The organism is Nocardioides sp. W7, from assembly GCF_022919075.1.
Lineage (GTDB): Bacteria > Actinomycetota > Actinomycetes > Propionibacteriales > Nocardioidaceae > Nocardioides.
In genome coordinates this window covers 4,941,952-4,966,519 of sequence record NZ_CP095078.1, presented here as the reverse complement: position 1 = coordinate 4,966,519, position 24,568 = coordinate 4,941,952, and the positions used below count along the sequence as shown (strand labels likewise).

Below are 24,568 nucleotides of genomic sequence, written 5' to 3'. Positions count from 1 at the left end.
CAGAAAGGCAGGATCCCGATGACTGAGAGCGTGTCCTCGACCTACGGAGTGCACTCCGAGGTCGGCAAGCTCCGCAAGGTGCTGGTCTGTGCACCCGGCCTCGCCCACCGCCGGCTCACCCCGAGCAACAGCGACGACCTGCTGTTCGACGACGTCCTGTGGGTCGAGAACGCGCAGCGCGACCACGCCGACTTCGTCCACAAGATGACCAACCGCGGCGTCGAGGTGGTCGAGCTGCATGACGTCGTCGCCCAGACCCTCGCCGTGCCGGGCGCCCGGGACTGGCTGTTGGATCGCAAGGTGGAACCGAACCACGTCGGGCTCGGCCTGGTCGAGGACACCCGCGCCTTCCTCGAGAGCCTCCCGGCGCGCGACCTGGCGGAGTTCCTCATCGGCGGGCTCGCGACCCAGGACCTGCCCCAGGACTTCCGGTCCGGGTACGTCGAGCTGGCGCGGGAGTCGACCGGGGCGCGGGAGTACCTGTTGCCCCCGCTGCCCAACACGCTCTACACGCGGGACACGACCTGCTGGCTGTACGGCGGGCTCACGATGAACCCGCTCTACTGGCCGGCGCGCAAGGACGAGACGCTCCTCTACCGGATGGTCTACGACTTCCACCACGACTTCGTCGGGTCGAAGGTGTGGTGGGGAGACCCCACGCAGGACTGGGGGCAGGCCACCTTCGAGGGCGGCGACGTGATGCCCGTCGGCAACGGCGTCGTCCTGGTGGGGATGAGCGAGCGCACCTCGCGGCAGGCGATCACCCAGGTCGCGGCCGCCCTGTTCGCCCAGGGTGCCGCGGAGCGGGTCGTGGTGGCGGGGATGCCGAAGCTGCGGGCCGCCATGCACCTGGACACGGTCTTCACCTTCGCCGACCGTGACATCGTGACGCTCTACCCGACCATCATGGACGCGGTGCACACGTTCAGCCTGGTGCCCTCGGACCGCGCTCCCGGCGTCGAGGTCATCGACGAGGGCAGCACCCCGTTCGTGGACGTGGTGGCCCGGTCGCTCGGCCTGCCGGGGCTGCACGTCATCGAGACCGGCGGCGACGTCTACCAGTCCGAGCGTCAGCAGTGGGACAGCGGCAACAACGCGGTCGCGCTCGAGCCGGGCGTCGTGATCACCTACGACCGCAACACCCTGACCAACACGCTGCTGCGCAAGGCCGGGGTCGAGGTGATCACGATCGTGGGGGCCGAGCTCGGCCGCGGCCGCGGCGGCGGGCACTGCATGACCTGCCCGATCATCCGCGACCCCGTGGAGTTCTGATGACCCGGCGGATCGCTCCGGCCGTCCTGCTGGTCGCGGCCATGACGCTCACGGGCTGCGGGTCCGAGAACGACAGCGGGAGCGAGCCGCCGGTTCCGGTGTCGGTCGGCGACCTCGACGGCACGTCGTACCTCTCGACCGAGGTGACGGGCCGCGACCTGGTGGCCGGGACCCGGGTCCGGTTGGCCTTCGAGGACGGCGTGCTGTCCGCCTCGGCGGGTTGCAACACGATGTTCGGCGAGTACGCCGTGACGGGGGAGACCCTGGCCTGGACCGACCCGCCGGCGAGCACGGCGATGGGCTGCGTGGAGGACGTGGCCGAGCAGGACCGGTGGCTCTCGGCCCTGATCGAGGACGGGGCCACCGCCCGGCTGGTCGACGGCGACCTCCGGCTCACCCAGGACGACGTGATCCTCACCCTCGCCCCGACCACCGACGTCGAGCTGCCGGCCGCACTGGGCCGGACGTGGACGGTCGTCCAGACGGTGACCGGCGATTCCGCCACGTCGATCCCGGCCGGCACCCGCCGGCCCCGGCTGTCGGTGCGCAGCGACGGTCTGGCCCGGCTCTTCACCGGGTGCAACACCGGCCGGACGACGGTCCAGGTCGCCGAGGGTGCGCTCACCTTCGGGACCCCGGCGATCACCCGGACGGCCTGCCCCGAGCCCGCCGCCGGGCTGGAGCGGCACGTGCTGGCGGTGCTCGACGGTCGCAGCGACCTGGTCACGTTCGACGGGTCGCTCCTGGTCGTCACGAAGGGAGATCTCGGGCTCGTGATCGAGGTCGGATGAGGGTCCCCGGACGCCGCGCCTGGGCCGTCCGTCTGGTGCTGCTCGCCGTCGCGCTGCTGCTCACCGTCGTGGTCGTCCGGCTGGTCGGCCAGGTCGACTGGGGCGAGGTCTGGGACGCCCTCGGGCTGCTGACCTGGTGGCACCCGCTGGTCCTGCTGGTGGTGTTGTTGGTCCGGCAGGTGCTCAACGCGCTGCCCCTGGCGCTGTTCATCCCGGGGATCTCGGCGTACCAGGCCACGCTGAACGACCTCGCCGCCATCCTGATGGCGACCCTGGCCCCGCCGCCGAGCGACCTCGCGCTCCGGCTGGCCATCTTCGGGTCCTGGGGCGTGCCCACCGTGAAGGCCGTCGCCGGGGCGTTGATGAACACGCTGACCTTCTACGTCGTCCGGTTCGCGGCGCCGGCCGCCGGCTTCGTGCTCCTGCTGATGCTCGGCCGCGCGCCGGGCCCGCGCTGGGTGGAGCTGCTCAGCATCGCCATCTCGCTCGCGATCCTGGCCGGTGTGCTGCTCGTCGTCCGCAGCGAGCAGCTCGCGCTGGCCGTGGGCGGCGGCGCCGGCCGGGTGGTCCGCCGGATCGGGCGCGAGGTGGACCCGGAGGCCTGGGCCCGAGCGTGTGCGGAGTTCCGGGGCGAGATCGTCGCGCGCTTCCGGCGCGGGTTCCCCCAGTCGCTGGTCGCGCTCACCGGCATGCTGGTCGCCGACCTCGCCCTGCTGGTGCTGAGCCTGCGCTTCGTGGGGGTGGACGCGACCGAGGTCGGGCTCGCGGAGATCGCGGTCGCCTACCTGTTCGCCTACCCGTTCACCATCTTCCCGTTCTGCGGGATCGGGATCGTCGACGCGCTGGTGCTGGCCGGCCTGGTCGAGGCTGGCGGGTCCGAGGTCGAGGCGGCCGGTGTCGCCGGCCTCGTGGTCTGGCGGGTCTTCACGGTCGGCGGGCCGGTGCTGCTGGGCCTCGGCGCGCTGGGGGTGTGGCGGCGCCGGACGCCTAGGTCCGCGAGCGCCAGTTGAGCGCCCCGACGAGGACCATCCGCAGCTGGGTCCGCGCCGTCTCGGTGAGCTGCTTCTCCAGGTCCGCCCGCGGTCCGGCCGCCACCAGGCTCTCCGCGGTGGCGACCATGGCCGTGACGATGAGGTTCGAGAGCACCCGGAGGTCCTCGGCCGACCAGGGCGCGGTGCCGGGCAGTCGGGCGAGGTCGGTGGCGAGCTCGCGCTCGCACAGCTCGATCTCGTGACGGATCGCCTCGCGCACCTGGCGCGGGCCGGCGGCCCGCTCCCGGCCGATGAAGGCGAAGTGCGCATGCTCCCGGCGGACGTGCTCGGCCAGGATGTCGACCGAGCGGTCGACGATGTCGGCGTACGACGGCTCGCCCCGACGGATGTCGCGCAGCATGGCGCGCAGCGAGACGAACGACTCGTCGACGAGTGCGAGGCCGAGGGCCTCGATCGACTCGAAGTGCCGGTAGAACGCGGTCGGCACGATGCCGACCTCCTTGGCGACCTGCCGCAGCGAGAGGGCGACCAGGCTGCTGTCCTCGCAGAGGGCCAGGGCGGCGTCGAGGATGGCGCGTCGGGTGCGCTCCTTGCGCTCGACACGAGTCTCCGTCACGACCGTCGATGTTATCAGTGCACATGTGTGCACCGTCACGAGCGACGCGCCTTGACGGGTGCGGACGGGTGCCGCAAGAGTTTGGGTGTACATACGTGTACTCAACTTCTCGGAAGGAGCGTCGATGAGTCTCGCCGGCACCGTCCTCCGCTCCCGGACCCTGGCCGCCCTCACCTCGCCGCACAGCGTCGACCGCTACCTCGAGCTCGTGAACCCGATGTGGGCCGCACGCGAGGTACGCGCCCGGATCGTCGACGTCACCCGTGAGGTCGACGTGCCCGGTCACCCGCCGGTCGCCACGCTGACCCTGCAGCCGACCTCCACCTGGCGCGGTCACCGCGCCGGGCAGCACGTCCAGGTCGGTGTGGAGGTCGACGGGGCGCGTCGTACGACCCGGGTCTTCTCGATCTCCAGCTCCGACTCGCGGCCCGGCGAGCGGTTCACGATCACGGTGCGGGCCAACCCCGACGCCTCCCGCCGGCAGAGCGTCAGCCGCTGGCTCGTCGAGCACGCGCGGCCCGGCACGGTGCTGCACCTCTCCCAGGCGCAGGGCGACTTCGTGCTGCCCGACCGGGTGCCGGAGCACGTCGTGATGATCTCCGGCGGCTCCGGCATCACCCCGGTGATGTCGATGCTCCGCTCGCTGCAGCGGCGCTCCCACCGCGGCCGGGTGACGTTCCTGCACTACGCGCAGAGCCCCGAGCACCAGATCTTCGCCGGCGAGCTCGAGGAGGCACGGCGCTCGGGCCACGGCATCGACGTACACCTGCTGCATCCCGAGCTCGGCGACCCGGCGCTGTCGCCGGCGTACCTGCACCGGCTGGTGCCGGGCTACCGCGACGTGGCGACCTGGGCGTGCGGGCCGGCGCCGCTGATGGAGGCGGTGCTGGCGTCGTACGACGGCTCGGAGGCGCTGCGCACCGAGTACTTCCGGCCACCGCGGGCCGGCACCGGCGCGAGCGGCGGCGAGCTGGTCTTCTCCCGCTCCGGAGCGGCGGCGGCGAACTCCGGCGCGCCCCTGCTGGAGCAGGCCGAGGCCGCCGGGCTGACCCCCGAGTCGGGCTGCCGGATGGGCATCTGTCTGTCCTGCGTCTCCCGCAAGAGCGAGGGGACCGTCCGCAACGTCGTGACCGGCGAGGAGTCCTCGCTGCCCGACGAGGACATTCGCATCTGCGTCTCCGCCCCCGTGGGCGACTGCACCGTCTACCTCTGACCGACCTCCGAGAGGACCACATGACGAACCCCGGAATCACCCTGACCACCGAGCAGCTCGAGGAGTTCGGCGACGAGCTCGACGCCATCCGGCAGCGGATCCTGGCCGACCTCGGCGAGGCGGACGCGTCGTACATCCGCGACGTCGTGCGCGCCCAGCGGGCCTTCGAGGTCGCCGGCCGCGCGCTGTTCTACCTGCCGCCGGCCTGGCCGCTGGCCGTCGCGGCGCTGAGCATCTCCAAGATCCTCGACAACATGGAGATCGGCCACAACGTCATGCACGGCCAGTACGACTGGATGGGCGACCCGGGCCTGAACTCCCGGATGTACGAGTGGGACAACGTCTGCCCCTCGGAGCAGTGGAAGAACAGCCACAACTACATCCACCACACCTACACGAACATCCTCGGCAAGGACCGCGACATCGGGTACGGCGTGCTGCGGATGGACGAGGACCAGCCCTGGCACCCGTACTACCTCGGCAACCCGGCCTACGCCTTCCTGCTGATGGTCTTCTTCGAGTGGGGCGTGGCGATGCACGACCTCGAGGTCGAGAACCTCGTCGCCGGCCGGCGCAAGGTGGAGGACAACGCCGCCCTGCACGCGGGCATCATGCGCAAGGTGAGGCGGCAGGCGGTGAAGGACTACCTGCTGTTCCCGGCGCTGACCGGCCCGCTCTTCCCGCTCACCCTCGCCGGCAACGCCGCCGCCAACCTGGTGCGCAACGTCTGGGCCTTCAACATCATCTTCTGCGGCCACTTCCCGGCGGGAGTGGCGACCTTCTCCCAGGAGGAGTGCGAGGACGAGACCCGCGGGCAGTGGTACTTCCGACAGCTGCTCGGCTCGGCCAACATCACCGGCAGCAGGCTCTTCCACCTGATGACCGGCAACCTGTCGCACCAGATCGAGCACCATCTCTTCCCCGACCTGCCCGCCCGGCGCTACCCGGAGATCGCCACCGAGGTCCGCGAGCTCTGTGAGCGCTACGGCCTGCCGTACAACACCGGCTCGCTCGGCCGGCAGCTCGGCAGCGTCGCTGCGAAGATCTGCCGACTCGCGCTGCCCGACCGGCGTGAGCGGTCTCGCACCCCCGGCCCGGTTGTCGCGGAGCCCACTGCGGCCTGACACTGAGGCCCATGAGGGACCACCTGAGCAAGGCCGAGATCCGCAAGGACGCTCTGCAGGGCACGGTCGAGGCGGCCGCCTCGACCGTCGGCCAGGTGGCCACGATCATCACCGGCGCCGTTCGCGACGTCGCCTCGGCCTTCGGTGGGTTCGCCACCGAGGTCTTCGAGATCCGTGACTCCGCCCGCCGGGCCTCGGAGCAGACCGAGGACTGAGCGGCCGGGCTGACCGTCCCCCTGCGTCACTGCACGGGCAGTGAGGCGAACCCGCGGATCGGACCCGAGCGGAGCCGCTCGGCGCCCGATAGGTCGACGTCCCAGTTGAACGTGCGGCGGTCGAGGAGCACGTCGAGGGCGATCCGGGTCTCCATCCGCGCCAGGGATGCCCCGAGGCAGAAGTGGATGCCGCGACCGAGCGCGACATGTCGCTCGGGACGGCGGCCGATGTCGAAGACCTCGGCGTCGGGGAAGGCGCGCTCGTCACGGTTCGCGGACCCGAACAGCAGCAGCACCGAGTCTCCGGGCTCCATCCGCTGTCCGTGCAGCTCGACCTGCCGGGTCAGGGTGCGCCCGATGCCCTGGACCGGCGAGTCGTAGCGGAGCAGCTCCTCGACCGCGAGCGGCACCAGGTCCCGGTCCTCGCTCAGCTGGTGTCGGCTCTCCGGGTGCTCGGCCAAGAGGACGGCGCCGTTGGAGAGCAGGTTCGTGGTCGTCTCGTGCCCGGCCACGAGCAGCAGGAGGCAGAAGCCGAGGAGCTCATCCTCGCTGAGGTGCTGGCCCTCGACCTCGGCCTGGACGAGCGCCGACATCAGGTCGTCCTCGGGCCGCGCGCGGCGTTCGGCGAGGAAGGTCGAGAAGTAGTCGTAGAGCGCGGCCGCGGCGTCCAGGCCGGGTCCCATCTCGCCGCGGATCGGGTTGGACTGGACCAGGGTGGTGGACCAGGTCCGGAAGCGGTCCCGGTCCTCGCGCGGTACGCCGAGCATGTCGGCGATGACGATGGCCGGGAGCGGCCCGGAGAACCCGGCCACGAAGTCCCAGGTGCCGTCCGAGGGGGCCTGGTCGAGCAGGTCGTGGACGATGGCGTGGACGCCCATCTCCAGTGCGGCGATGCGGCGAGGCGTGAAGGCCTTGCTGACGAGCTGACGCAGCTGGGTGTGCCGGGGCGGGTCGCTCATCACGAGCATGGGCAGGAACAGCTCGGTCATGTCCACTCCGGGCGGAGTGGGGTAAACGCCCGATGCCGAGGAGTACGTCGTCGGGTCGGTGAGGGCTGCGGCGACGTCGTCGTACCGGCTCAGGACCCAGGAGCTCGTCTCCGGCGACCAGTACACGGGCGCGCTGTCGCGGAGCTCGCGGTAGACGGGGTACGGGTCCGCGATCATCTCCGGATCGAATGGGCTGTAGGTCAGTTGCTGGTCGGTCATCGGACCCCTCTCGGACGATGCGCTCCACACCTTTGAATCAACAGTTTGGACTCGCAGTACAACATAGGATGTGGTCGAAGGTCGAGGCCCTCGGCGAGCCGGACCGCGCGGGATGGCCGGATGCGAGAACGTAGGTGGACGATGAGGAAACTCCCGGCCAAGCTGGCCAGCAAGCTGTACGACGCGGCCGAGCTGATCGCCGAACGCGGCCTGGACGGCACCAAGATCGACGACATCGCCGAGGCCACGGGCATCCCGAAGGCGACCATCTACTACCACCTCGACGGCAAGAACGGGGTCCTGCTCTTCCTCATGGGTGACCTGCTGGACATGGTGGCCGGCGCGGTCGGAGTGGCGGTGAGCGAGCCCGAGAACGCGAGGACCAGGCTCGAGGGCGCCGTCGTGGCGCAGCTCGGCGTGATGCTCGAGCATCCGTTCCTGTGCCGGGCCCTGATCGGTGACCTGGGACGGGTGACCCGGCTGCCCGAGCTGGCGCCCGCCATCCACGCCACCTTCTTCGAGCCGATCGAGCAGCTGCTCGAGGAGGGAGTCGCCGACGGCTCGCTGCGCCAGGTCGCGGATCCGGGCACGGTCGCGATGAGCATCTTCGGCGCGATCACCATCGCCGGACTCAGCGTCGCCGTCGAGGGGCCACTCGACGATCCGGCCGCGCATGCGGCCCGCCTCGGTGCCGCGATCAGCGAGCTGATCCTCGACGGTCTGGCGACTCACCCTGACGAGGCGCTCCGGCGTCCAGTCGGCGTACCAGGAACTGCGGCGCGCGGAGGCGGTAGGACTCGGTGACCAGCTCGGCCACCTCACCCCAATCGGTGTCCTCGTCGAGCACCAGCCCGACGATCGATCCCGACCAGGGCGGCTTGTAGAACGGCGGCCCCGCGTGGGTGAGGGCGAGCAGCTCGTCGCCGCCGGCGTGGAAGGTCAGCACCGTCCGCGGCGTCGGGTCGCCGGTGATCTCGCGGTACGACGACTCGTAGCCCTCCTGGGCCACCATGACGTGCGCGAAGGTCTGGGTGCGGATCCGCCAGCGCACGCCGGTCCAGGCGTCCTCCTCGTAGGCCTCGGGGAGGACGGTCGCGGTCGCGGCGATCCGGCGTACGACGTCGGGCTCGGGCTCGATCCTGCGGGGCACGGGGTCAGGCGAAGGACATCCGGAAGCCGGACATCCGGAAGGAGACCAGTGGCCGCCGCCCGGCGAGCCAGCCGAGCGGGCCGTCGGGGGCGAACTCCCACCGGCCCCGGCACGGCAGCGCCTTCGCCGAGCCGGTCAGCCGGGCCGTGACCGGGCCCGCGTGGTCGTCGATCGGGGGCTGCCAGGTGGCGCCCTTGAACGGCGTGCGGATCGCGATCCGCGAGACGTCGCTGAATCGGGCGTGGGCGATCGGCCGCCGCTCCGCGGAGGCGGACCACTCGGTGCGCGACAGCGGGCCCCGGTAGCTGGACTCCAGGGAGAAGTCGCACAGCTCCTTCGGGATCGCCCACAGACCACGCCCGCCCGCCACGGAGGCGGGGGAGTCGACCCAGATGTCGGTGATGCTGACGGCCTTGACGCCGTCCTCCTGCACCGGCCGGGCGATGAGCAGCTCGGAGTAGGTCAGCGGGCTGCCCTCCTCGTAGGACACGAACGCCGCGCCGTAGATGCCGGCGGGCCGCAGGTCGTCGACGGCGTCCTTGATCCGGAACAGCGAGAGCCACAGCTGGCCCACCATGTCCCACGGGGCCGGCGGGTAAACGACGTCGTACGACGGGTCGACAGGGCTGGTCATGCCCGACACCCTAGGCCGAGCCGGCGCAAATGTGGTGCCGAGTCAGCACTACTGGTGCTGACTCGGCCCACCATTCGTGCTGACTCGGCGGGGGGCGGGTCAATCCTCGGGGTCGTCGAGCCGAGCCAGCCAGGTCGCGAACCGCTCGACGGCGGTCTCGAACTCCGGGTGGGCGTCGGTGAAGGCCTGCAGCTGGTCGCCCAGCCAGGCCAGGGTGACCTCCTCGTCACCCCGCCGCTTCTGCAGCTCCTCGATGCCGCGGTCGGTGAAGTACACGTCAATCACTCCTCGACACTGACTGGGTCTCGATACCGCGGTCGCGACCTCGTCCCTCGGTCGCGCGCCTACTCGACCTGCCTGACGAGTGGTCGGGGCCCTCGTGTCTCGGGCCCCGACCGGTCAGGCAAACGCGCGCTCCATCAGTTCCTTCTGCTCCGCCTGGTGCCGCTTGACGGTGCCCACGGCGGGCGAGGAGCCCTCCGGCCGGGTGACCGCCACGACCTGCGCGTCGACGTCGGGCCAGACGTTGAGCGCGTAGTGCGGCCACGGGCCCATGTTGAGCGGCTCGTCCTGCACCCAGCGGACCTGCTTGAGGTGCGGGTAGCGGGCGATCTCGGCCCTGATGGCGTCGATCGGACGCGGGTAGAGCTGCTCCACGCGGCCGATGGCGAACCGCTCGGAGTCCTCGCGCTTGGGACGCTCGACCATCAGGTCCCAGGTGACCCGGCCCGAGCACAGCAGCAGGGTGTCGACCTTGTCCGGGTCGGCCGCCGCGTCGCCGATGAACGGCTTGAACGTGCCCGTGGTGAAGTCGGCCGGCTGCGAGGCCGCCTCCTTGCGCTTGAGCATCGACTTCGGGGTGAAGACGATCAGCGGCCGGTGCTCCTCGCCCAGCGAGTGCTGGCGCAGCAGGTGGAAGTACGACGCGGGCGTGCTCGGCTGGGCGACCACGAACGCCTCGTCGGCGGCCATCTGCAGGAACCGCTCGATGCGGGCCGAGGAGTGGTCCGCGCCCTGGCCCTCGTAGCCGTGCGGGAGCAGCAGCACGACGCCGGACTGCTGGCGCCACTTGCTCTCACCGGCGGAGATGAACTCGTCGATGACGGTCTGAGCGCCGTTGACGAAGTCGCCGAACTGCGCCTCCCACAGCACCAGCGCGTCCGGCCGGGCCACGGAGTAGCCGTACTCGAAGCCGAGCGCGGCGTACTCGGAGAGCAGCGAGTCGTAGATGTAGAACTTCGCCTGGTCCTCGGTGAGCGAGGAGAGCGGCGTCCACTCGTCGGCGTTCTTCCGGTCGATGATGGTGCCGAAGCGCGACACGAAGGTGCCGCGACGCGAGTCCTGGCCGGCCAGGCGGACCGGGCGGCCCTCCATCAGCAGCGACCCGAACGCGAGGATCTCGCCGGTGCCCCAGTCGATCGGGCCGTCGGTGATCGCGGCGGCGCGACGCTGCAGCTGCGGCATCACCTTCGGGTGCACGGTGAAGCCCTCGGGCGGAGTGACGTACGCGTCCGACATCCGCTTGAGGTACTCCTGCGGCACCGCGGTGTCGGTCTCGCCGATCGGCTTGTCCGGGTAGTCCGGGACCGTCGTCCACTCCGAGGGCTGGGTGCTGGCCTCGCGGACCTCGGTGAAGACCCGCTCGAGCTGCTGCTGGTAGTCGCGCAGCACCTGCTCGGCCTCCTCGATCGTGATGTCGCCACGACCGATCAGGGACTCGGTGTAGAGCTTGCGCACGGAGCGCTTCTGCTCGATGAGGTCGTACATCAGCGGCTGGGTGTACGACGGGTCGTCACCCTCGTTGTGACCGCGGCGGCGGTAGCAGACGAGGTCGATGACGACGTCCTTGTTGAACGCCTGGCGGTACTCGAAGGCGAGCCGGGCGACGTGGATGCACGCCTCCGGGTCGTCGCCGTTGACGTGGAAGATCGGCGCCTGGACCATCCGCGCGACGTCGGTGCAGTACAGCGACGAGCGGGACGAGCCGGGGGAGGTGGTGAAGCCGACCTGGTTGTTGACGACCACGTGGATCGTGCCGCCGGTGCGGTAGCCGCGCAGCTGGCTGAGGTTGAGCGTCTCGGCGACGACCCCCTGGCCGGCGAAGGCGGCGTCACCGTGGACGAGCAGCGGCAGGACGGGGAACGCCGCGCCCTGGTCGAGCACGTCCTGCTTGGCGCGGGCGATGCCCTCCAGGACCGGGTCGACGGCCTCGAGGTGGGACGGGTTCGCGGCGACGGAGACCTTGATCGTGTCCTTGGAGCCGGCGACGAACTCGCCCTCGGCACCGAGGTGGTACTTCACGTCGCCGGAGCCCTGGACCGTGCGCGGGTCGATGTTGCCCTCGAACTCGCGGAAGATCTGGGAGTACTTCTTGCCGACGATGTTGGCCAGCACGTTGAGCCGACCGCGGTGGGCCATGCCGATCGTGACCTCGTCGAGGCCCGACTCGGCCGCGGCCTCGCAGATCTCGTCGATGACCGGGATCGTGGTCTCGCCACCCTCGAGGGAGAAGCGCTTCTGGCCGACGAACTTGGTCTGCAGGAAGGTCTCGAACGCCTCGGCCTGGTTGAGCTTCAGCAGGATCCGCAGCTGCTCCTCGCGGGGCGGCTTGGCGTGCGGCTGCTCGACGCGCTCCTGGATCCAGCGGCGCTGCTCGGGATCCATGATGTGCATGTACTCGATGCCGGTGGTGCGGCAGTAGGAGTCGCGCAGGATGCCGAGGATCCCGCGCAGCTTCATGAACCGGCGACCCTCGCCACCGAACGATCCGGTGGCGAACTCGCGGTCGAGGTCCCACAGGGTCAGCCCGTGCGACTCGATCTCGAGGTCGGGGTGGCTGCGCTGGCGGTACTCCAGCGGGTCGGTGTCGGCCATCATGTGGCCGCGCACCCGGTAGGCGTGGATGAGCTCGAGGATCCGGGCCTGCTTGCTGATCTCGTCGTCGTGCGACGTCGAGATGTCGTTGCTCCAGCGGATCGGCTCGTAGGGGATGCGCAGCGAGCGGAAGATCTCGTCGTAGAAGTCGTCCTGGCCGAGCAGCAGCTGGTGCACCCGCTTGAGGAACTCGCCCGACTGCGCGCCCTGGATGACCCGGTGGTCGTACGTCGAGGTCAGCGTCATGACCTTCGAGATGGCGTTGCGGGCGATCGCCTCCGCGGACGCGCCCTGCCACTCGGGCGGGTACTCCATCGCGCCGACGCCGATGATCGCGCCCTGGCCCTTCATCAGGCGGGGGACGGAGTGGCTGGTGCCGATGCCGCCGGGGTTGGTCAGCGAGATCGAGGTGCCCTGGAAGTCGACGACGCCGAGCTTGCCGTCGCGCGCCTTGCGGACGATGTCCTCGTAGGCGGTCCAGAAGCCGGCGAAGTCCATGTTCTCCGCGGCCTTGATGCTCGGGACGAGCAGCTGGCGCGAGCCGTCGGGCTTCGGTACGTCGATCGCGAGCCCGAGGTTGATGTGGGCCGGGGTGATCAGGTTGGGCTTGCCGTTGACGACGTCGTAGCCGTTGTTCATCTCGGGCATCGACTTCACCGCCTTGACCAGCGCGTAGCCGATCAGGTGGGTGAAGGAGACCTTGCCGCCGCGGGCGCGGGCGAGATGGTTGTTGATCACGGTGCGGTTGTCCCACAGCAGCTTCACCGGCACCGAGCGGACCGACGTGGCGGTCGGCACCTCCAGGGAGGCGTCCATGTTCTGCACGGTGCGGGCGGGCGCGCCACGCAGCACGGTGTACGTCGGCTCGTCGCTCGCCGCGGCCGGCTCGGCCTTGGGGGACTCCTTCGGCACCGGCGAGGTGGTGCCCTTCGCGGGCTCGGCGGCCTTGGCCTCGGGGCGCGGCTTCGCGACGGGGGCGGGCTTGGCCTCGACCTTGGTCTCCGGCTTGGCCTCGGTCTTCGCGGGTGCCGCAGGGGCGGACTTCGTCGCGGCGGGCGCCGCGGGCTTCGCCTTCGCGGGCTCGGCCGGGGAGCCGTTGGTCGCAGCCGGGGCGTTGCTACCGTGGCCGTTCTTGAAGTACGTCACCCACGTCGCATCGACGCTGCCGGGATCCTTCTGATACTGCTCGAACATCTCCTCCACGAGCCACTCGTTGGCTCCGAACTCGTCGGACGGGGGACCCGCGGAGGTGGAGTGGGTGGACTGGCTGCCTGAGGACTGCGGCACGACTTAGCTTCGCCTCTTCCGAATGACGCGCGTGAATGGGTTTCCGGTGTTCCAGGCTAGACCCCCGACCCAGCAAATGCCGAGGTCAGGGCCGCCAATCACGCACTGGGTGGAATGCGATCCGCGCCACATGCCCCTCGATCGGACGAAATGGGACTGAGCATGAACGTGAGAACGACTGCTGCTCGACGACAGGCCCGGGCGGCCGCTGCGCTGCTCGCCGCGGCACTGGTCGTGACCGCCGGCGGCTGCAGCGGGGACGACGGTGGTGACGACGCGGGCGGGGGGCCGCCGCGCTCGCCCGCCGCGTCCGTCTCGCCGACTGCGGCGCCGGCGCCGGTCACCACCGCCAGGATCGGCCGGGTGGCCGGCACCCGGATCTCCCGGGCGACCGGTGAGACCCTGCAGCGGCAGGTCGTGCCGATCGTCGACGCCTGGTTCGACGGGGCGTACGTCGGCGGCACCTGGCCGCGCGCCGGCGTCGGCGGCGCGTTCGCCGGCTTCACGGCGGGGGCGCGCCGCGACGTCCGGCGGGACCGGCGGGTGATGAGCAACGTCGACATCGGTGACCGGATCACCGGCGTGAGCGTGCGGCGCCGGGCGGTCGCCCTCGACGTGCTGGCCGTGCAGCGCCGCGCCGTGGCGGTGACCGCGCGGGTGTCGCTCCGCTTCCGGACGACCGGGGAGGTCGCACGCGTCGAGACGGTGCGAGGCAGGCTGTTCCTCACCAAGGGCGGCGGCCACGGCTGGCAGGTGTTCGGGTACGACGTCTCGGCGGGCGCCCGGCCGGCCGCCACTGAGGGGAGGAGCCGATGAACCGGCTGTTGAGGCTGCTCACGCTGGGCCTGGTGCTGGCGGTCGCGGCGCTCGTCGTACCCGACTCGGCGCCACGCTCGGAGGAGGTCTCGCTGGTCAAGGTGGACCGCTCCGCCGGCCTGGCCGTCGCGCCCGGGGTGGTGTGGATCCTGGCCGCCGGCTCCGACGCGAGGCCGGGGCAGCCGATGCTCCGCTCCCGCGCCGACGCCCTGCAGCTGATCGGCCTGAACACCCGTACCGGTGCGGCGACGTCGATCGGGATCCCGCGCGACTCGTGGGTTCCGATCCCGGGACACGGGTCGAACCGGGTCAACGCCGCGCTGTACTTCGGCGGACCGCAGCTGCTGGGTCGTACGGTCGGCAACCTGGTCGGGCTGCAGCCGGACTACGTGTTCGTGACCCGGTTCGAGTTCTTCGAGCGGATGGTGGGCACGATCGGCGGGATCGAGGTGCGCAACCCGCGCCCGTTCGCAGACCAGTACCTCCGGCCGAACGGCTTCAAGGCCGGACGGATCCGGCTCGACGGCATCGGCGCGATGGCCTTCGCCCGGATCCGCAAGAGCCTGGCCGGCGGCGACTTCGACCGGTCGGCCAACCAGCAGCGGGTGCTCCGCGGCATCCACGCCGCGATCCGCGCTCGAGCCGACCGGCCGGGCTTCGTCGAGCGGGGCGTGGCCTCGGTGCTGCAGCACCTGCACACCGACCTCGGGCCGGCGGAGCTCTACCGCCTCGCCCAGGCCGTCGCGCAGGTCGAGCCCGGGAAGATCACCACCTGCGTGCTGCCGGGCGGGATCGGCAACGTCGGCGGCGCCAGCGTGGTCATCCCGAACGTGTCGGCCGCGCGCCGCTACGGCGCCGACGCGCGGCGGGACGCGACGATCAAGCGCTGCTGAACGGCGGAGGCCCTCGTCCCGACGTGCGGGAGGAGGGCCTCGTGCGACTGTGCCCCCGGCAGGATTCGAACCTGCGGCACCTGGTACCGGAAACCAGTGCTCTATCCCCTGAGCTACGGAGGCGCACGCACCGGCGGGCCGGTGCGGTTGTGAACCTTACAGCCGACCCGACGTGGACGTGCAATCGCCTCCACGCGTCCCACGGCAGATATCGATGCGGGGCCCGCGTCGCTGCGCCGATACCCTGGGGAGGTGACTCCCGAGCAGCTCTCAACCGCGATCGTCGACGTCTTGACGACCCTGTCCACCGAGGGTGCGCTCACTCTCCCGGAGGGTGTCCCGACGACCGTGACGGTGGAGCGACCCCGGCAGAAGGGGCACGGCGACTACGCCACCAACGTCGCGCTCCAGCTCGCGAAGAAGGCAGGCACCAACCCGCGCGCCCTCGCCGAGCTGGTGGCCGAGCGGCTGACGAAGACCGACGGCATCGGCGCCGTCGAGGTCGCCGGACCGGGCTTCCTCAACATCACCGTCGAGGCGGCCGCGCAGGGCCAGGTCGCTCTGGAGATCCTCGCCGCCGGCGAGCGGTACGGCGCCAACGACGCCTTCGCCGGGGAGAAGGTCAACCTCGAGTTCGTCTCGGCCAACCCGACCGGGCCGATCCACATCGGCGGGGTCCGCTGGGCCGCGGTCGGCGACGCCCTCGGCCGGATCTTCACGATGACCGGCGCCGAGGTCACGCGCGAGTACTACTTCAACGACCACGGCGGTCAGATCGACCGGTTCAGCGGCTCGCTCCTGGCGGCGGCCAAGGGCGAGCCCGCCCCCGAGGACGGGTACGGCGGCCAGTACATCCACGACATCGCAGCCGCGGTGCTGGAGCGGCGGCCCGACGCGCTCGAGCACGACGACGAGGCGGCGCAGGAGATCTTCCGCGAGGTCGGCGTCGACATGATGTTCGCCGAGATCAAGCAGAGCCTGCACGACTTCGGCGTCGACTTCGACGTCTACTTCCACGAGGACGAGCTGCACAAGAGCGGCGCGGTGGACCGGGCGGTGGCCCGGCTCGGCGAGCTCGGCAACACCTACGAGAAGGACGGGGCGATCTGGCTGGCCACCGAGAAGTTCGGTGACGACAAGGACCGCGTCATCATCAAGTCCGACGGCCAGGGGGCGTACCTCTCCGGCGACCTCGCCTACTACCTGGACAAGCGCGAGCGCGGCTTCGACCGCTGCCTGATCATGCTCGGCGCCGATCACCACGGCTACGTCGGCCGGATGATGGCGATGTGCGCGGCCTTCGGGGACCAGCCGGGGACCAACCTGGAGATCCTGATCGGCCAGATGGTCAACCTGCTCCGCGAGGGGCAGCCGATGCGGATGTCCAAGCGCGCCGGCACCGTGGTCACCATCGACGACCTGGTCGGCGCGATCGGGGTGGACGCCGCCCGCTACGCACTGGCGCGCTACAGCTCCGACTCCAACATCGACCTCGACCTGGACCTGTGGGCCAAGGCCAGCAACGACAACCCGGTCTACTACGTCCAGTACGTCCACGCCCGGGTCTCCTCGATCCTGCGCAACGCCGCCGACCTGGGTCTCGAGCCGGGGGAGCGGATGGACCTGCTCACCGACGAGAAGGAGGGCCAGCTGCTGCGCGCCCTCGCCGAGCTCCCGCGGGTGGTGGCCAGCGCTGCCGAGCTCCGCGAGCCGCACCGGGTCGCTCGCTACCTGGAGGACACCGCCGGGATCTACCACCGGTTCTACGACAGCTGTCGGGTGCTGCCGATGGGCGACGAGGAGCCGAACGAGCTGCACCGCGCTCGGCTGGCGCTGGTCGCGGCCACCCGGGTCGTGTTCGCCAACGGCCTCGACCTGCTCGGCGTCTCCGCGCCGGAGCGGATGTAGTCATGTCGCACGAAGCCGGCTGGGCCCACGCGCCCGGCGCCCTGCGCAGCCCGTCCTGGCTGCGCGAGCCCGTCGACCCCAACGATCTCGTCCCGCACCTGTGGTCGTCGACCGCGCACAAGGTCGACGGCGAGCTGCACGTGGGCGGGATGGCCGTGGCCGACCTGGTGGCCGAGCACAACACCCCGGCGTACGTCCTCGACGAGGACGACTTCCGTGCGCGGGCCCGAGCCTTCCGCGACGCGTTCTCGGCGTACGACGTCTACTACGCCGGCAAGGCGTTCCTCTGTACGGCGGTGGCGCGCTGGGTCTTCGAGGAGGGGCTCAGCCTCGACGTGTGCTCCGGCGGCGAGCTGAGCGTCGCCCTGCGAGCCGGCTTCGACCCGGCCCGGATCGGCTACCACGGCAACAACAAGTCCGTCACCGAGCTGCGTCGGGCGGTCGCCGTGGGCGTGGGCCGGATCGTCGTCGACTCCTTCCAGGAGATCGAGCGGATCGCGATGGTCGCGCAGGACACCGGGCTGCCGGTGCGCGTGATGATCCGGGTGACCGCGGGCGTCGAGGCGCACACCCACGAGTACATCGCGACCGCCCACGAGGACCAGAAGTTCGGCTTCTCGATCACCTCCGGCGACGCCTTCGAGGCCGTACGACGCGTGGAGGCGGCTCCGGGCGTCGAGCTGCTCGGTCTGCACTCCCACATCGGCAGCCAGATCTTCGACTCCTCCGGGTTCGAGGTCGCGGCCCGGCGGGTGCTCGCGTTGCACGCCCGGGTCTCCGACGAGCTCGGCGTGACGATGCCCGAGATGGACCTCGGCGGCGGCTTCGGCATCGCCTACACGACCCAGGACGACCCGTCCGACCCGGCGCAGCTCGCGACCGAGATGTCCAAGATCGTCGAGCACGAGTGCCGGGCCCTCGGCATCCCCGAGCCGCGGCTGTCCATCGAGCCGGGCCGGGCGATCGTCGGCCCGGCGATGTGCACCGTCTACACCGTCGGCACCGTCAAGCCGGTCCGCCTCGACGGGGGAGCGGTCCGCACCTACGTCAGCGTCGACGGCGGGATGAGCGACAACATCCGCACCGCCCTGTACGACGCCGACTACTCCTGCACGGTCGCCTCGCGCGCGTCCGACGCGGCGCCGGTGCTGGCACGGGTGGTCGGCAAGCACTGCGAGGCCGGCGACATCGTGGTCAAGGACGAGTTCCTGCCCGGGGACGTCGCGCCGGGCGACCTGCTGGCCGTGCCGGGCACCGGTGCGTACTGCCGTTCGATGGCCTCCAACTACAACCACGCGCTGCGGCCCCCGGTGGTCGCGGTGCGGGACGGTGTGGCGCGGGTCGTCGTACGCCGCGAGACTGAGGAAGACCTGTTGGCTACAGACGTGGGTGATCTCTGATGGTGTCCCGACAGGCCCGGCAACCGGGCCAGTCGCTCAAGGTGGCCGTGCTCGGCTGCGGCTCGGTCGGATCGCAGGTGGTGCGGCTGCTCGACGAGCAGGCGGCCGACCTGGCGGCCCGGGTGGGTGTGCCGGTCGAGCTGGCGGGCGTCGCCGTACGCCGCCTGGACGCGCCTCGGGAGGTCGAGGTGCCCGAGGGCCTGCTGACCACCGACGCGGCCGGCCTGGTGCGCCGTGACGACATCGACCTGGTGGTCGAGGTGATCGGTGGCCTCGAGCCCGCCCGCAGCCTGATCCTCGCCGCGCTCGAGAACGGCGCGAGCGTGGTGACCGCCAACAAGGCGCTGCTCGCCGAGGACGGTCCCACGCTGTTCGAGGCCGCCGAGAAGCATGGCCGCGACCTGTACTACGAGGCGGCCGTGGCCGGTGCCATCCCGATCCTGCGCCCGCTGCGCGAGTCGCTGGCCGGGGACAAGGTCACCCGGGTGCTCGGCATCGTCAACGGCACCACGAACTTCATCCTCGACAAGATGGACACCGCCGGCAGCGGCTTCGCGGAGGCGCTGGAGGAGGCCCAGGAGCTGGGCTATGCCGAGGCCGACCCCACCGCGGACGTCGAGGGCTTCGACGCCGCAGCGAAGGCCGCGATCCTGGCGTCGCTGGCGTTCCACTCCCGGGTGACCGCCTCCGATGTCTACCGGGAGGGGATCTCCGAGGTCACCGCCGCCGACGTCCAGTCCGCGCGCGAGATGAACTCCGTGGTCAAGCTGCTGGCCATCTGCGAGTTGAAGGACGACGCGGTCGCCGTCCGGGTGCACCCCGCGATGATCCCGCGCTCGCACCCGCTGGCCAGCGTGCGCGAGGCCTACAACGCGGTGTTCGTCGAGTCCGAGGCCGCCGGCCAGCTGATGTTCTACGGCCCCGGCGCCGGTGGTTCGCCGACCGCGTCGGCCGTGCTCGGAGACCTGGTCACCGTGGCGCGCAACGTGCTCGCCGGCACCCGCGGCGTCGGCGAGTCGGCGTACGCCGACCGCGCCGTACTGCCGATGGGGGAGACCCGCACCCGCTACCACGTCGCCATCGACGTCGACGACCGGGCGGGCGTCCTCGCCCAGGTCGCGCTCGCGTTCGCCGAGCACGACGTGTCCATCCAGACGGTGCGCCAGGAGGGCCGCGACCTCGACGCCCAGCTCGTCGTGGTCTCCCACGAGGCGACCGATGCCCAGCTCAGCGCCACCGTGGAGCACCTGCGTGGCATGGAGACCGTGCGCGAGGTCACCTCGGTGATGCGCGTCGAAGGAGAGTCAGAGTGACCGCCGTGACCCCCGTCCGCACCCACCAGTGGCGCGGCGTCATCGAGGAGTACCGCCACCTCCTGGAGATCCCCGAGGGCACGCCCGCGGTGACCCTGCGCGAGGGCGGCACCGCGCTGGTGCAGTCCGAGTGGCTCTCCGGCCTGACCCGCGGCGAGGTGTGGCTGAAGGTCGAGGGCGACAACCCGACCGGCTCCTTCAAGGACCGCGGCATGACGGCGGCCATCTCGGTCGCCAAGCACGACGGGGCCCAGGCGGTCGTCTGCGCCTCGACCGGCAACACCTCCGCCTCGATGGCGGCCTACGCCGCCAAGGCCGGCCTCAAGCCGCTGGTGCTGGTCCCCGAGGGCAAGATCGCCGCCGGCAAGATGGCCCAGGCCATCCTGCACGGCGCCCAGGTGATCATGGTCCGCGGCAACTTCGACGACTGCCTCGCGATGGCCAAGGGACTGGCCTGGGACTACCCGGTCGCCCTGGTGAACTCCGTCAACCCGGTGCGGCTGCAGGGGCAGAAGACGGCCGCCTTCGAGATCGTCGACTTCCTCGGCGACGCACCCGACTACCACCTGCTGCCGGTCGGCAACGCGGGCAACATCTCGGCGTACTGGCTGGGCTACAACCAGTACGCCGACCTCGGGCTGGCCAGCCGCAAGCCCGTGATGCGCGGCTTCCAGGCCGAGGGTGCGGCGCCGCTGGTCACCGGCGAGCCGTTCCCCGACCCCGAGACGCGCGCGACCGCGATCCGGATCGGCAACCCCGCCTCGTGGAAGCTCGCCGAGGCGGCCCGTGACGAGTCCGGTGGCTCCTTCGAGTCCGTCACCGACGACCAGATCCTGGCCGCCCAGCGCGAGCTGGCCCGCCACGACGGCGTGTTCGTCGAGCCGGCCTCCGCCGCCGGGGTCGCGGGGCTGCTCCAGCAGCTCGCCGCGGGCATGTCCTACGCCGGCAAGCAGCTGGTCATCACCGTCACCGGCCACGGCCTGAAGGACACCGCGACCGCGCTCGAGGGCTTCGGTCCGCTCGTGGACACCGTGGTCGACGTCGACGTGACCGCGGCGGCCGAGGCCGCCGGGCTCGCGTGAGCACCCCCCGGGATCGCACGTGAGCACCCCACGGAATCGCGTGCTTCCCCCGCTGCGCTCCGCCAGCCCACGATTCCGCGGGGACCCCGCGTGACGTTCGTCGACGGACCGGTCCGGGTCTCCGTCCCGGCCACCTCGGCCAATCTCGGTCCCGGCTTCGACTCGCTCGGCCTGGCGCTCGACCTGCGCGACCGGCTGGAGGGCGAGGTGCTGGCCGACGGGCTCGTGGTCGAGGTGCGCGGGGCCGGCGAGGGCGGCGTACCCCTCGACGAGAAGCACCTGGTCGTGCGCGCGATGCGCGCCGCCTTCGCGGCGCTCGGGCAGCAGCCGCCCGGGCTGCGCCTGTCCTGCGAGAACCTCGTCCCGCACGCCCGCGGCCTCGGCTCCTCCTCGGCGGCGATCGTCGGCGGTCTGGTCCTCGCCCGGGCGCTGGTCGCCGACGGCGCCCATCGGCTCGACGACGACGCGGTGCTGCGGCTCGCCGCCGACCTCGAGGGCCATCCCGACAACGTCGCGCCGGCCCTGCTCGGCGGGTTCGTGATCTCGGGCCGCGAGGCCGAGCAGTGGTACGCCGTGGCCTCGCCCGTGCACCCGGGAGTGGGTGCCGTGGTCTTCGTCCCGAGCGAGCCGGTCTCGACGGAGGTGGCCCGCGGGCTGCTGCCCGCCTCGGTCCCGCACGCCGACGCGGCGGCCGACGCCGGTCGCGCGGCGCTGCTCGTCGCGGCCCTCGCGGGCAGCCCCGAGCACCTGCTGCTCGCGACCCGCGACTACCTCCACCAGGACTACCGACGCCCGGCGATGCCGGCCTCCCTGGACCTGGTGGCCGAGCTGCGCGCCGCCGGGTATCCCGCCGTCGTCTCCGGTGCGGGTCCGACGGTCCTGGCCTTCTGCGAGATCGGCGCCGAGGAGTCCGTCGAGGCGCTCGTGGCACGTGGGCCCGCGGGCTGGACGGTGCACCGGCTGGCGGTCGACACCCGGGGTGCGACAGTCGACTGATCCGTTCGGTGGTCCGCGTCCCACGCGTACCACCGGGTGGTACATTGAGGCCACGCCGCTCAGCTCGGTGTAGTACCTCTCCGGACTCCTCGCGGACGTCTCGCCGGGTGCGACCACTCCTCTTCCCGCACGGACCTTCCGTGCCCCCACCAGTCCTCCCTCGCGGCGGGCACCGGTGACGAGGAGCAGACCTGACCAGCAGCCGACGTCGCCCGGTGGGCGGCTCGGCCGCGATACGTGCGAAGGACCTCACGTGACGGAGACCATCGACTCCTCGGCAGCGGCCACGGACTCGGCTCCGGCCGCTGCGAAGAAGCGCGGCGCCGGACTCAACTCCATGCTCCTGGCGGACCTGAAGTCCGTGGCCGGCGGGCTGGGGATCGCCGGCGCCGGCGCCATGAAGAAGGCTCAGCTCGTCGAGGCCATCAAGGCCGCCCAGAGCGGTTCGGGGTCGGGCGGTACGCCGGCCCCCGCGGCCGCCGCGGCCGCTCCGGCGACGGAGAAGCCCGCGCGGCAGCGGACCCGCCGGCCGCAGCGTGAGGCCCAGGCCGAGCTGCCCGTCGCCGAGCCGGCGCGGGCCGAGGTCGCTCCGGCCGAGGTGGCGCCCGCCGAGGTCGCCCCTGCCGTGGTCGCCCCTGCCGAGGTCGCCCAGCCGCAGGTCGAGAAGAAGCCGCGGCAGAGCAGGCAGGGCAGGCAGAGCAAGTCGAACAGGCAGGAAGCCCAGGCCGAGGACCAGCAGGACCGCCAGGACCAGCAGGACCGCCAGGACAAGCAAGACCACCAGGACCGTCAGGACCACCAGGACCGTCAGGACGCCCCGCGCCAGGAACGGCAGGAACGGTCGGACTCGGACGAGCCGGACGACCGGTCCGACGGCGGCCAGCAGCGCGAGCGGAACCGCGGACAGAACCGTGACCAGGGCCGCGAGCAGAACCGCGAGCAGAACCGTGACCAGGGCCGCGAGCAGAACCGTGACCAGGGCCGCGAGCAGAACCGCGACCAGAACCGCGAGCAGAACCGCGACGAGCAGGACCTCGACGGCGAGGGCCGCGGCCGCAACCGCCGCCGCCGCGGCCGGGACCGGGACCGCGAACGGACCGGACCGGCGCGCCCGGCGGACGCGCCGCCGCGTGGGCGCAACGAGCCCGACACCACGATCCTCGAGGACGACGTGCTCGTGCCCGCCGCGGGCATCCTCGACGTGCTCGACAACTACGCGTTCGTCCGCACCAGCGGCTACCTCCCGGGGACCGACGACGTCTACGTGTCGCTGTCGATGGTCCGCAAGTTCGGCCTGCGCCGCGGCGACGCCGTCGTCGGCCAGGTGCGCCAGCCCCGCGAGGGCGAGCGCAAGGAGAAGTTCAACCCGATGGTGCGCATCGACAGCGTCAACGGGGCGGAGCCGGAGACCTCCAAGCACCGGGTCGAGTTCGCCAAGCTGACCCCGCTCTATCCCTCCGAGCGGCTGCGGCTGGAGACCGGCCACGACAACATGATCGGGCGACTCATCGACATCGCCGCGCCGATCGGCAAGGGCCAGCGCGGCCTGATCGTCTCGCCCGCCAAGGCCGGCAAGACGATGGTGCTGCAGTCCATCGCGAACTCCATCGCCACCAACAACCCCGAGTGCCACCTGATGGTGGTCCTGGTCGACGAGCGGCCCGAGGAGGTCACCGACTTCGAGCGCTCCGTGAAGGGCGAGGTCATCTCCTCGACCTTCGACCGGCCCGCTGCGGACCACACGATGGTGGCCGAGCTCGCCATCGAGCGGGCCAAGCGCCTCGTCGAGCTCGGTCACGACGTCGTCGTACTCCTCGACGGGATCACGCGCCTGGGGCGGGCCTACAACCTGGCCGCCCCCGCGAGCGGCCGGATCCTCTCCGGCGGCGTCGACTCCGCGGCCCTCTACCCGCCCAAGAAGTTCTTCGGCGCCGCCCGCAACATCGAGAACGGCGGCTCGCTCACCATCCTGGCGACCGCGCTGATCGAGAGCGGCTCGAAGATGGACGAGGTGATCTTCGAGGAGTTCAAGGGCACCGGCAACATGGAGATCCGGCTGCGCCGCGACTTCGCCGACAAGCGGCTCTTCCCGGCCATCGACGCCCTCCACTCCGGCACGCGGCGCGAGGAGCTGCTGCTGTCGAAGGAGGAGCTGGCGGTCGTCTGGAAGCTGCGCCGGGTGCTGTCCTCGCTCGACGGCCAGCAGGCGCTCGAGCTGCTCCTGGAACGGCTCAGGAAGTCGCAGACGAACTACGAGTTCTTGATGCAGGTGCAGAAGACCACGCCCACGGCGGGCGACGACGACTGAGCCTTGTTCATTGCGGCGTGGGGACGTCGGCTTGCGGCTAGGCTGCACGCCGAGGCCGTCGCGCGGGGGGACAGTGCGGGGCTCATGGCAGGGAGGAACAGGACGTGGCACGGATCCTGGTCGCGGACGACGACGTCGACATCCGGGAGCTGGTCGAATTCAAGCTGTCGACCCTCGGGCACGACATCACGGCGGTATCGGACGGGCAGGCGGCCATCGAGGCGTGCCAGGCCGAGCGCCCGGACCTCGCCGTGCTGGACGTGATGATGCCCGGCGTCTCGGGTCTCGACGCGATCCGGGCGATCCGCGCGGACCCGGGACTCGCCGACCTGCCGGTGATCCTGCTGACGGCTCGGGCCCAGGAGTCGGACGTGGAGACCGGTTTCGACTCCGGCGCCGACGACTACATCACCAAGCCGTTCAGCCCTCGGGAGCTCGCCTCGCGCGTCGAGGCCCTCCTCTCCCGTTCGCAGTAG

Annotated in this window: 22 protein-coding genes and 1 tRNA gene; 16 read left to right on the top strand and 7 right to left on the bottom strand. The window is 71.3% G+C overall.

Annotated elements, in window-relative coordinates:
* Positions 1-30 precede the first annotated feature (30 nt).
* The 3 genes from MUB56_RS23215 to MUB56_RS23205 are packed head-to-tail and all read left to right on the top strand — an operon-like array spanning position 31 to position 3,073.
* The gene (locus MUB56_RS23215) at positions 31-1,272 is read left to right on the top strand and encodes an arginine deiminase (protein WP_244932460.1); all 1,242 of its coding nucleotides are present in this window, start codon (positions 31-33) and stop codon (positions 1,270-1,272) included.
* Complete coding sequence (locus MUB56_RS23210; RefSeq protein WP_244929377.1) at positions 1,272-2,063, top strand: META domain-containing protein; 792 nt, start codon at positions 1,272-1,274, stop codon at positions 2,061-2,063. The genes MUB56_RS23215 and MUB56_RS23210 overlap by 1 nt, the downstream gene beginning before the upstream one ends.
* A complete protein-coding gene (locus MUB56_RS23205; protein WP_244929376.1) occupies positions 2,060-3,073 on the top strand; it encodes a hypothetical protein in 1,014 nt (337 codons plus the stop codon). Before MUB56_RS23210 ends, MUB56_RS23205 begins: the two co-directional genes overlap by 4 nt.
* On the opposite strand, the gene MUB56_RS23200 is transcribed toward MUB56_RS23205, so the two are convergent.
* Entirely contained in the window at positions 3,051-3,671 is a 621-nt protein-coding gene (locus tag MUB56_RS23200) for a TetR family transcriptional regulator (RefSeq protein WP_244929375.1), read from the bottom strand. The two genes, MUB56_RS23205 and MUB56_RS23200, sit on opposite strands and share 23 nt — an antisense overlap.
* Before the next feature lie 124 nt (positions 3,672-3,795).
* Here MUB56_RS23200 and MUB56_RS23195 point away from each other — a divergent pair, with 124 nt between their 5' ends.
* From MUB56_RS23195 to MUB56_RS23185, 3 genes are read left to right on the top strand one after another with little or no spacing between them, the layout of a single operon-like run.
* A complete protein-coding gene (locus MUB56_RS23195; protein WP_244929374.1) occupies positions 3,796-4,884 on the top strand; it encodes a ferredoxin reductase in 1,089 nt (362 codons plus the stop codon).
* 20 nt (positions 4,885-4,904) lie between these two features.
* Positions 4,905-6,008, top strand: a complete 1,104-nt coding sequence (locus MUB56_RS23190) for an acyl-CoA desaturase (protein WP_244929373.1) — start codon at positions 4,905-4,907, stop codon at positions 6,006-6,008.
* 11 nt (positions 6,009-6,019) lie between these two features.
* Positions 6,020-6,223, top strand: coding sequence for a hypothetical protein (locus tag MUB56_RS23185; RefSeq protein WP_244929372.1), 204 nt, complete (start codon positions 6,020-6,022; stop codon positions 6,221-6,223).
* Positions 6,224-6,249: 26 nt separating this feature from the next.
* Here the strand turns inward: MUB56_RS23185 and MUB56_RS23180 are convergent, their stop codons facing one another.
* Entirely contained in the window at positions 6,250-7,431 is a 1,182-nt protein-coding gene (locus MUB56_RS23180) for a cytochrome P450 (protein WP_244929371.1), read from the bottom strand.
* Between the two features lie 141 nt (positions 7,432-7,572).
* Between MUB56_RS23180 and MUB56_RS23175 the strand changes: the two genes are divergently transcribed.
* A complete protein-coding gene (locus MUB56_RS23175) occupies positions 7,573-8,235 on the top strand; it encodes a TetR/AcrR family transcriptional regulator (protein ID WP_244929370.1) in 663 nt (220 codons plus the stop codon).
* Here MUB56_RS23175 and MUB56_RS23170 read toward each other — a convergent pair.
* The 4 genes from MUB56_RS23170 to MUB56_RS23155 all read right to left on the bottom strand — a co-directional run bounded on the left by MUB56_RS23170 (position 8,129) and on the right by MUB56_RS23155 (position 13,376).
* On the bottom strand, positions 8,129-8,581 hold the full coding sequence (locus MUB56_RS23170) for an MmcQ/YjbR family DNA-binding protein (RefSeq protein ID WP_244929369.1): 453 nt from the start codon (positions 8,579-8,581) through the stop codon (positions 8,129-8,131). The genes MUB56_RS23175 and MUB56_RS23170 overlap by 107 nt on opposite strands.
* Positions 8,582-8,585: 4 nt before the next feature.
* The gene (locus MUB56_RS23165; protein ID WP_244929368.1) at positions 8,586-9,215 is read right to left on the bottom strand and encodes an acetoacetate decarboxylase family protein; all 630 of its coding nucleotides are present in this window, start codon (positions 9,213-9,215) and stop codon (positions 8,586-8,588) included.
* 99 nt (positions 9,216-9,314) lie between these two features.
* Positions 9,315-9,491, bottom strand: a complete 177-nt coding sequence (locus MUB56_RS23160; RefSeq protein WP_244929367.1) for a DUF6104 family protein — start codon at positions 9,489-9,491, stop codon at positions 9,315-9,317.
* 123 nt (positions 9,492-9,614) lie between these two features.
* On the bottom strand, positions 9,615-13,376 hold the full coding sequence (locus tag MUB56_RS23155) for a multifunctional oxoglutarate decarboxylase/oxoglutarate dehydrogenase thiamine pyrophosphate-binding subunit/dihydrolipoyllysine-residue succinyltransferase subunit (protein WP_244929366.1): 3,762 nt from the start codon (positions 13,374-13,376) through the stop codon (positions 9,615-9,617).
* Positions 13,377-13,544: 168 nt separating this feature from the next.
* Between MUB56_RS23155 and MUB56_RS23150 the strand changes: the two genes are divergently transcribed.
* Together MUB56_RS23150 and MUB56_RS23145 are read left to right on the top strand one after the other, a co-directional pair.
* A complete protein-coding gene (locus MUB56_RS23150; RefSeq protein ID WP_244929365.1) occupies positions 13,545-14,192 on the top strand; it encodes a hypothetical protein in 648 nt (215 codons plus the stop codon).
* Positions 14,189-15,085 (top strand): LCP family protein, encoded by an 897-nt coding sequence (locus MUB56_RS23145; RefSeq protein WP_244929364.1) that lies wholly within the window; start codon positions 14,189-14,191, stop codon positions 15,083-15,085. The genes MUB56_RS23150 and MUB56_RS23145 overlap by 4 nt, the downstream gene beginning before the upstream one ends.
* Positions 15,086-15,135: 50 nt before the next feature.
* On the opposite strand, the gene MUB56_RS23140 is transcribed toward MUB56_RS23145, so the two are convergent.
* Positions 15,136-15,208 (bottom strand) — tRNA-Arg (locus MUB56_RS23140).
* A 129-nt stretch (positions 15,209-15,337) separates the two neighbouring features.
* Here MUB56_RS23140 and argS point away from each other — a divergent pair.
* From argS to MUB56_RS23105, 7 genes are all read left to right on the top strand, one after another.
* Entirely contained in the window at positions 15,338-16,993 is a 1,656-nt protein-coding gene (argS, locus tag MUB56_RS23135; protein WP_244929363.1) for an arginine--tRNA ligase, read from the top strand.
* A gap of 2 nt (positions 16,994-16,995) precedes the next feature.
* Entirely contained in the window at positions 16,996-18,393 is a 1,398-nt protein-coding gene (gene lysA / locus MUB56_RS23130) for a diaminopimelate decarboxylase (protein ID WP_244929362.1), read from the top strand.
* The gene (locus tag MUB56_RS23125) at positions 18,393-19,706 is read left to right on the top strand and encodes a homoserine dehydrogenase (RefSeq protein ID WP_244929361.1); all 1,314 of its coding nucleotides are present in this window, start codon (positions 18,393-18,395) and stop codon (positions 19,704-19,706) included. Before lysA ends, MUB56_RS23125 begins: the two co-directional genes overlap by 1 nt.
* 5 nt (positions 19,707-19,711) lie before the next feature.
* Positions 19,712-20,788, top strand: coding sequence for a threonine synthase (thrC, locus tag MUB56_RS23120; protein WP_244932459.1), 1,077 nt, complete (start codon positions 19,712-19,714; stop codon positions 20,786-20,788).
* Between the two features lie 90 nt (positions 20,789-20,878).
* Positions 20,879-21,784 (top strand): homoserine kinase, encoded by a 906-nt coding sequence (thrB, locus tag MUB56_RS23115; protein WP_244929360.1) that lies wholly within the window; start codon positions 20,879-20,881, stop codon positions 21,782-21,784.
* Positions 21,785-22,037: 253 nt separating this feature from the next.
* Complete coding sequence (gene rho / locus MUB56_RS23110) at positions 22,038-24,092, top strand: transcription termination factor Rho (RefSeq protein WP_244929359.1); 2,055 nt, start codon at positions 22,038-22,040, stop codon at positions 24,090-24,092.
* A gap of 104 nt (positions 24,093-24,196) precedes the next feature.
* The gene (locus MUB56_RS23105; RefSeq protein ID WP_244929358.1) at positions 24,197-24,568 is read left to right on the top strand and encodes a response regulator; all 372 of its coding nucleotides are present in this window, start codon (positions 24,197-24,199) and stop codon (positions 24,566-24,568) included.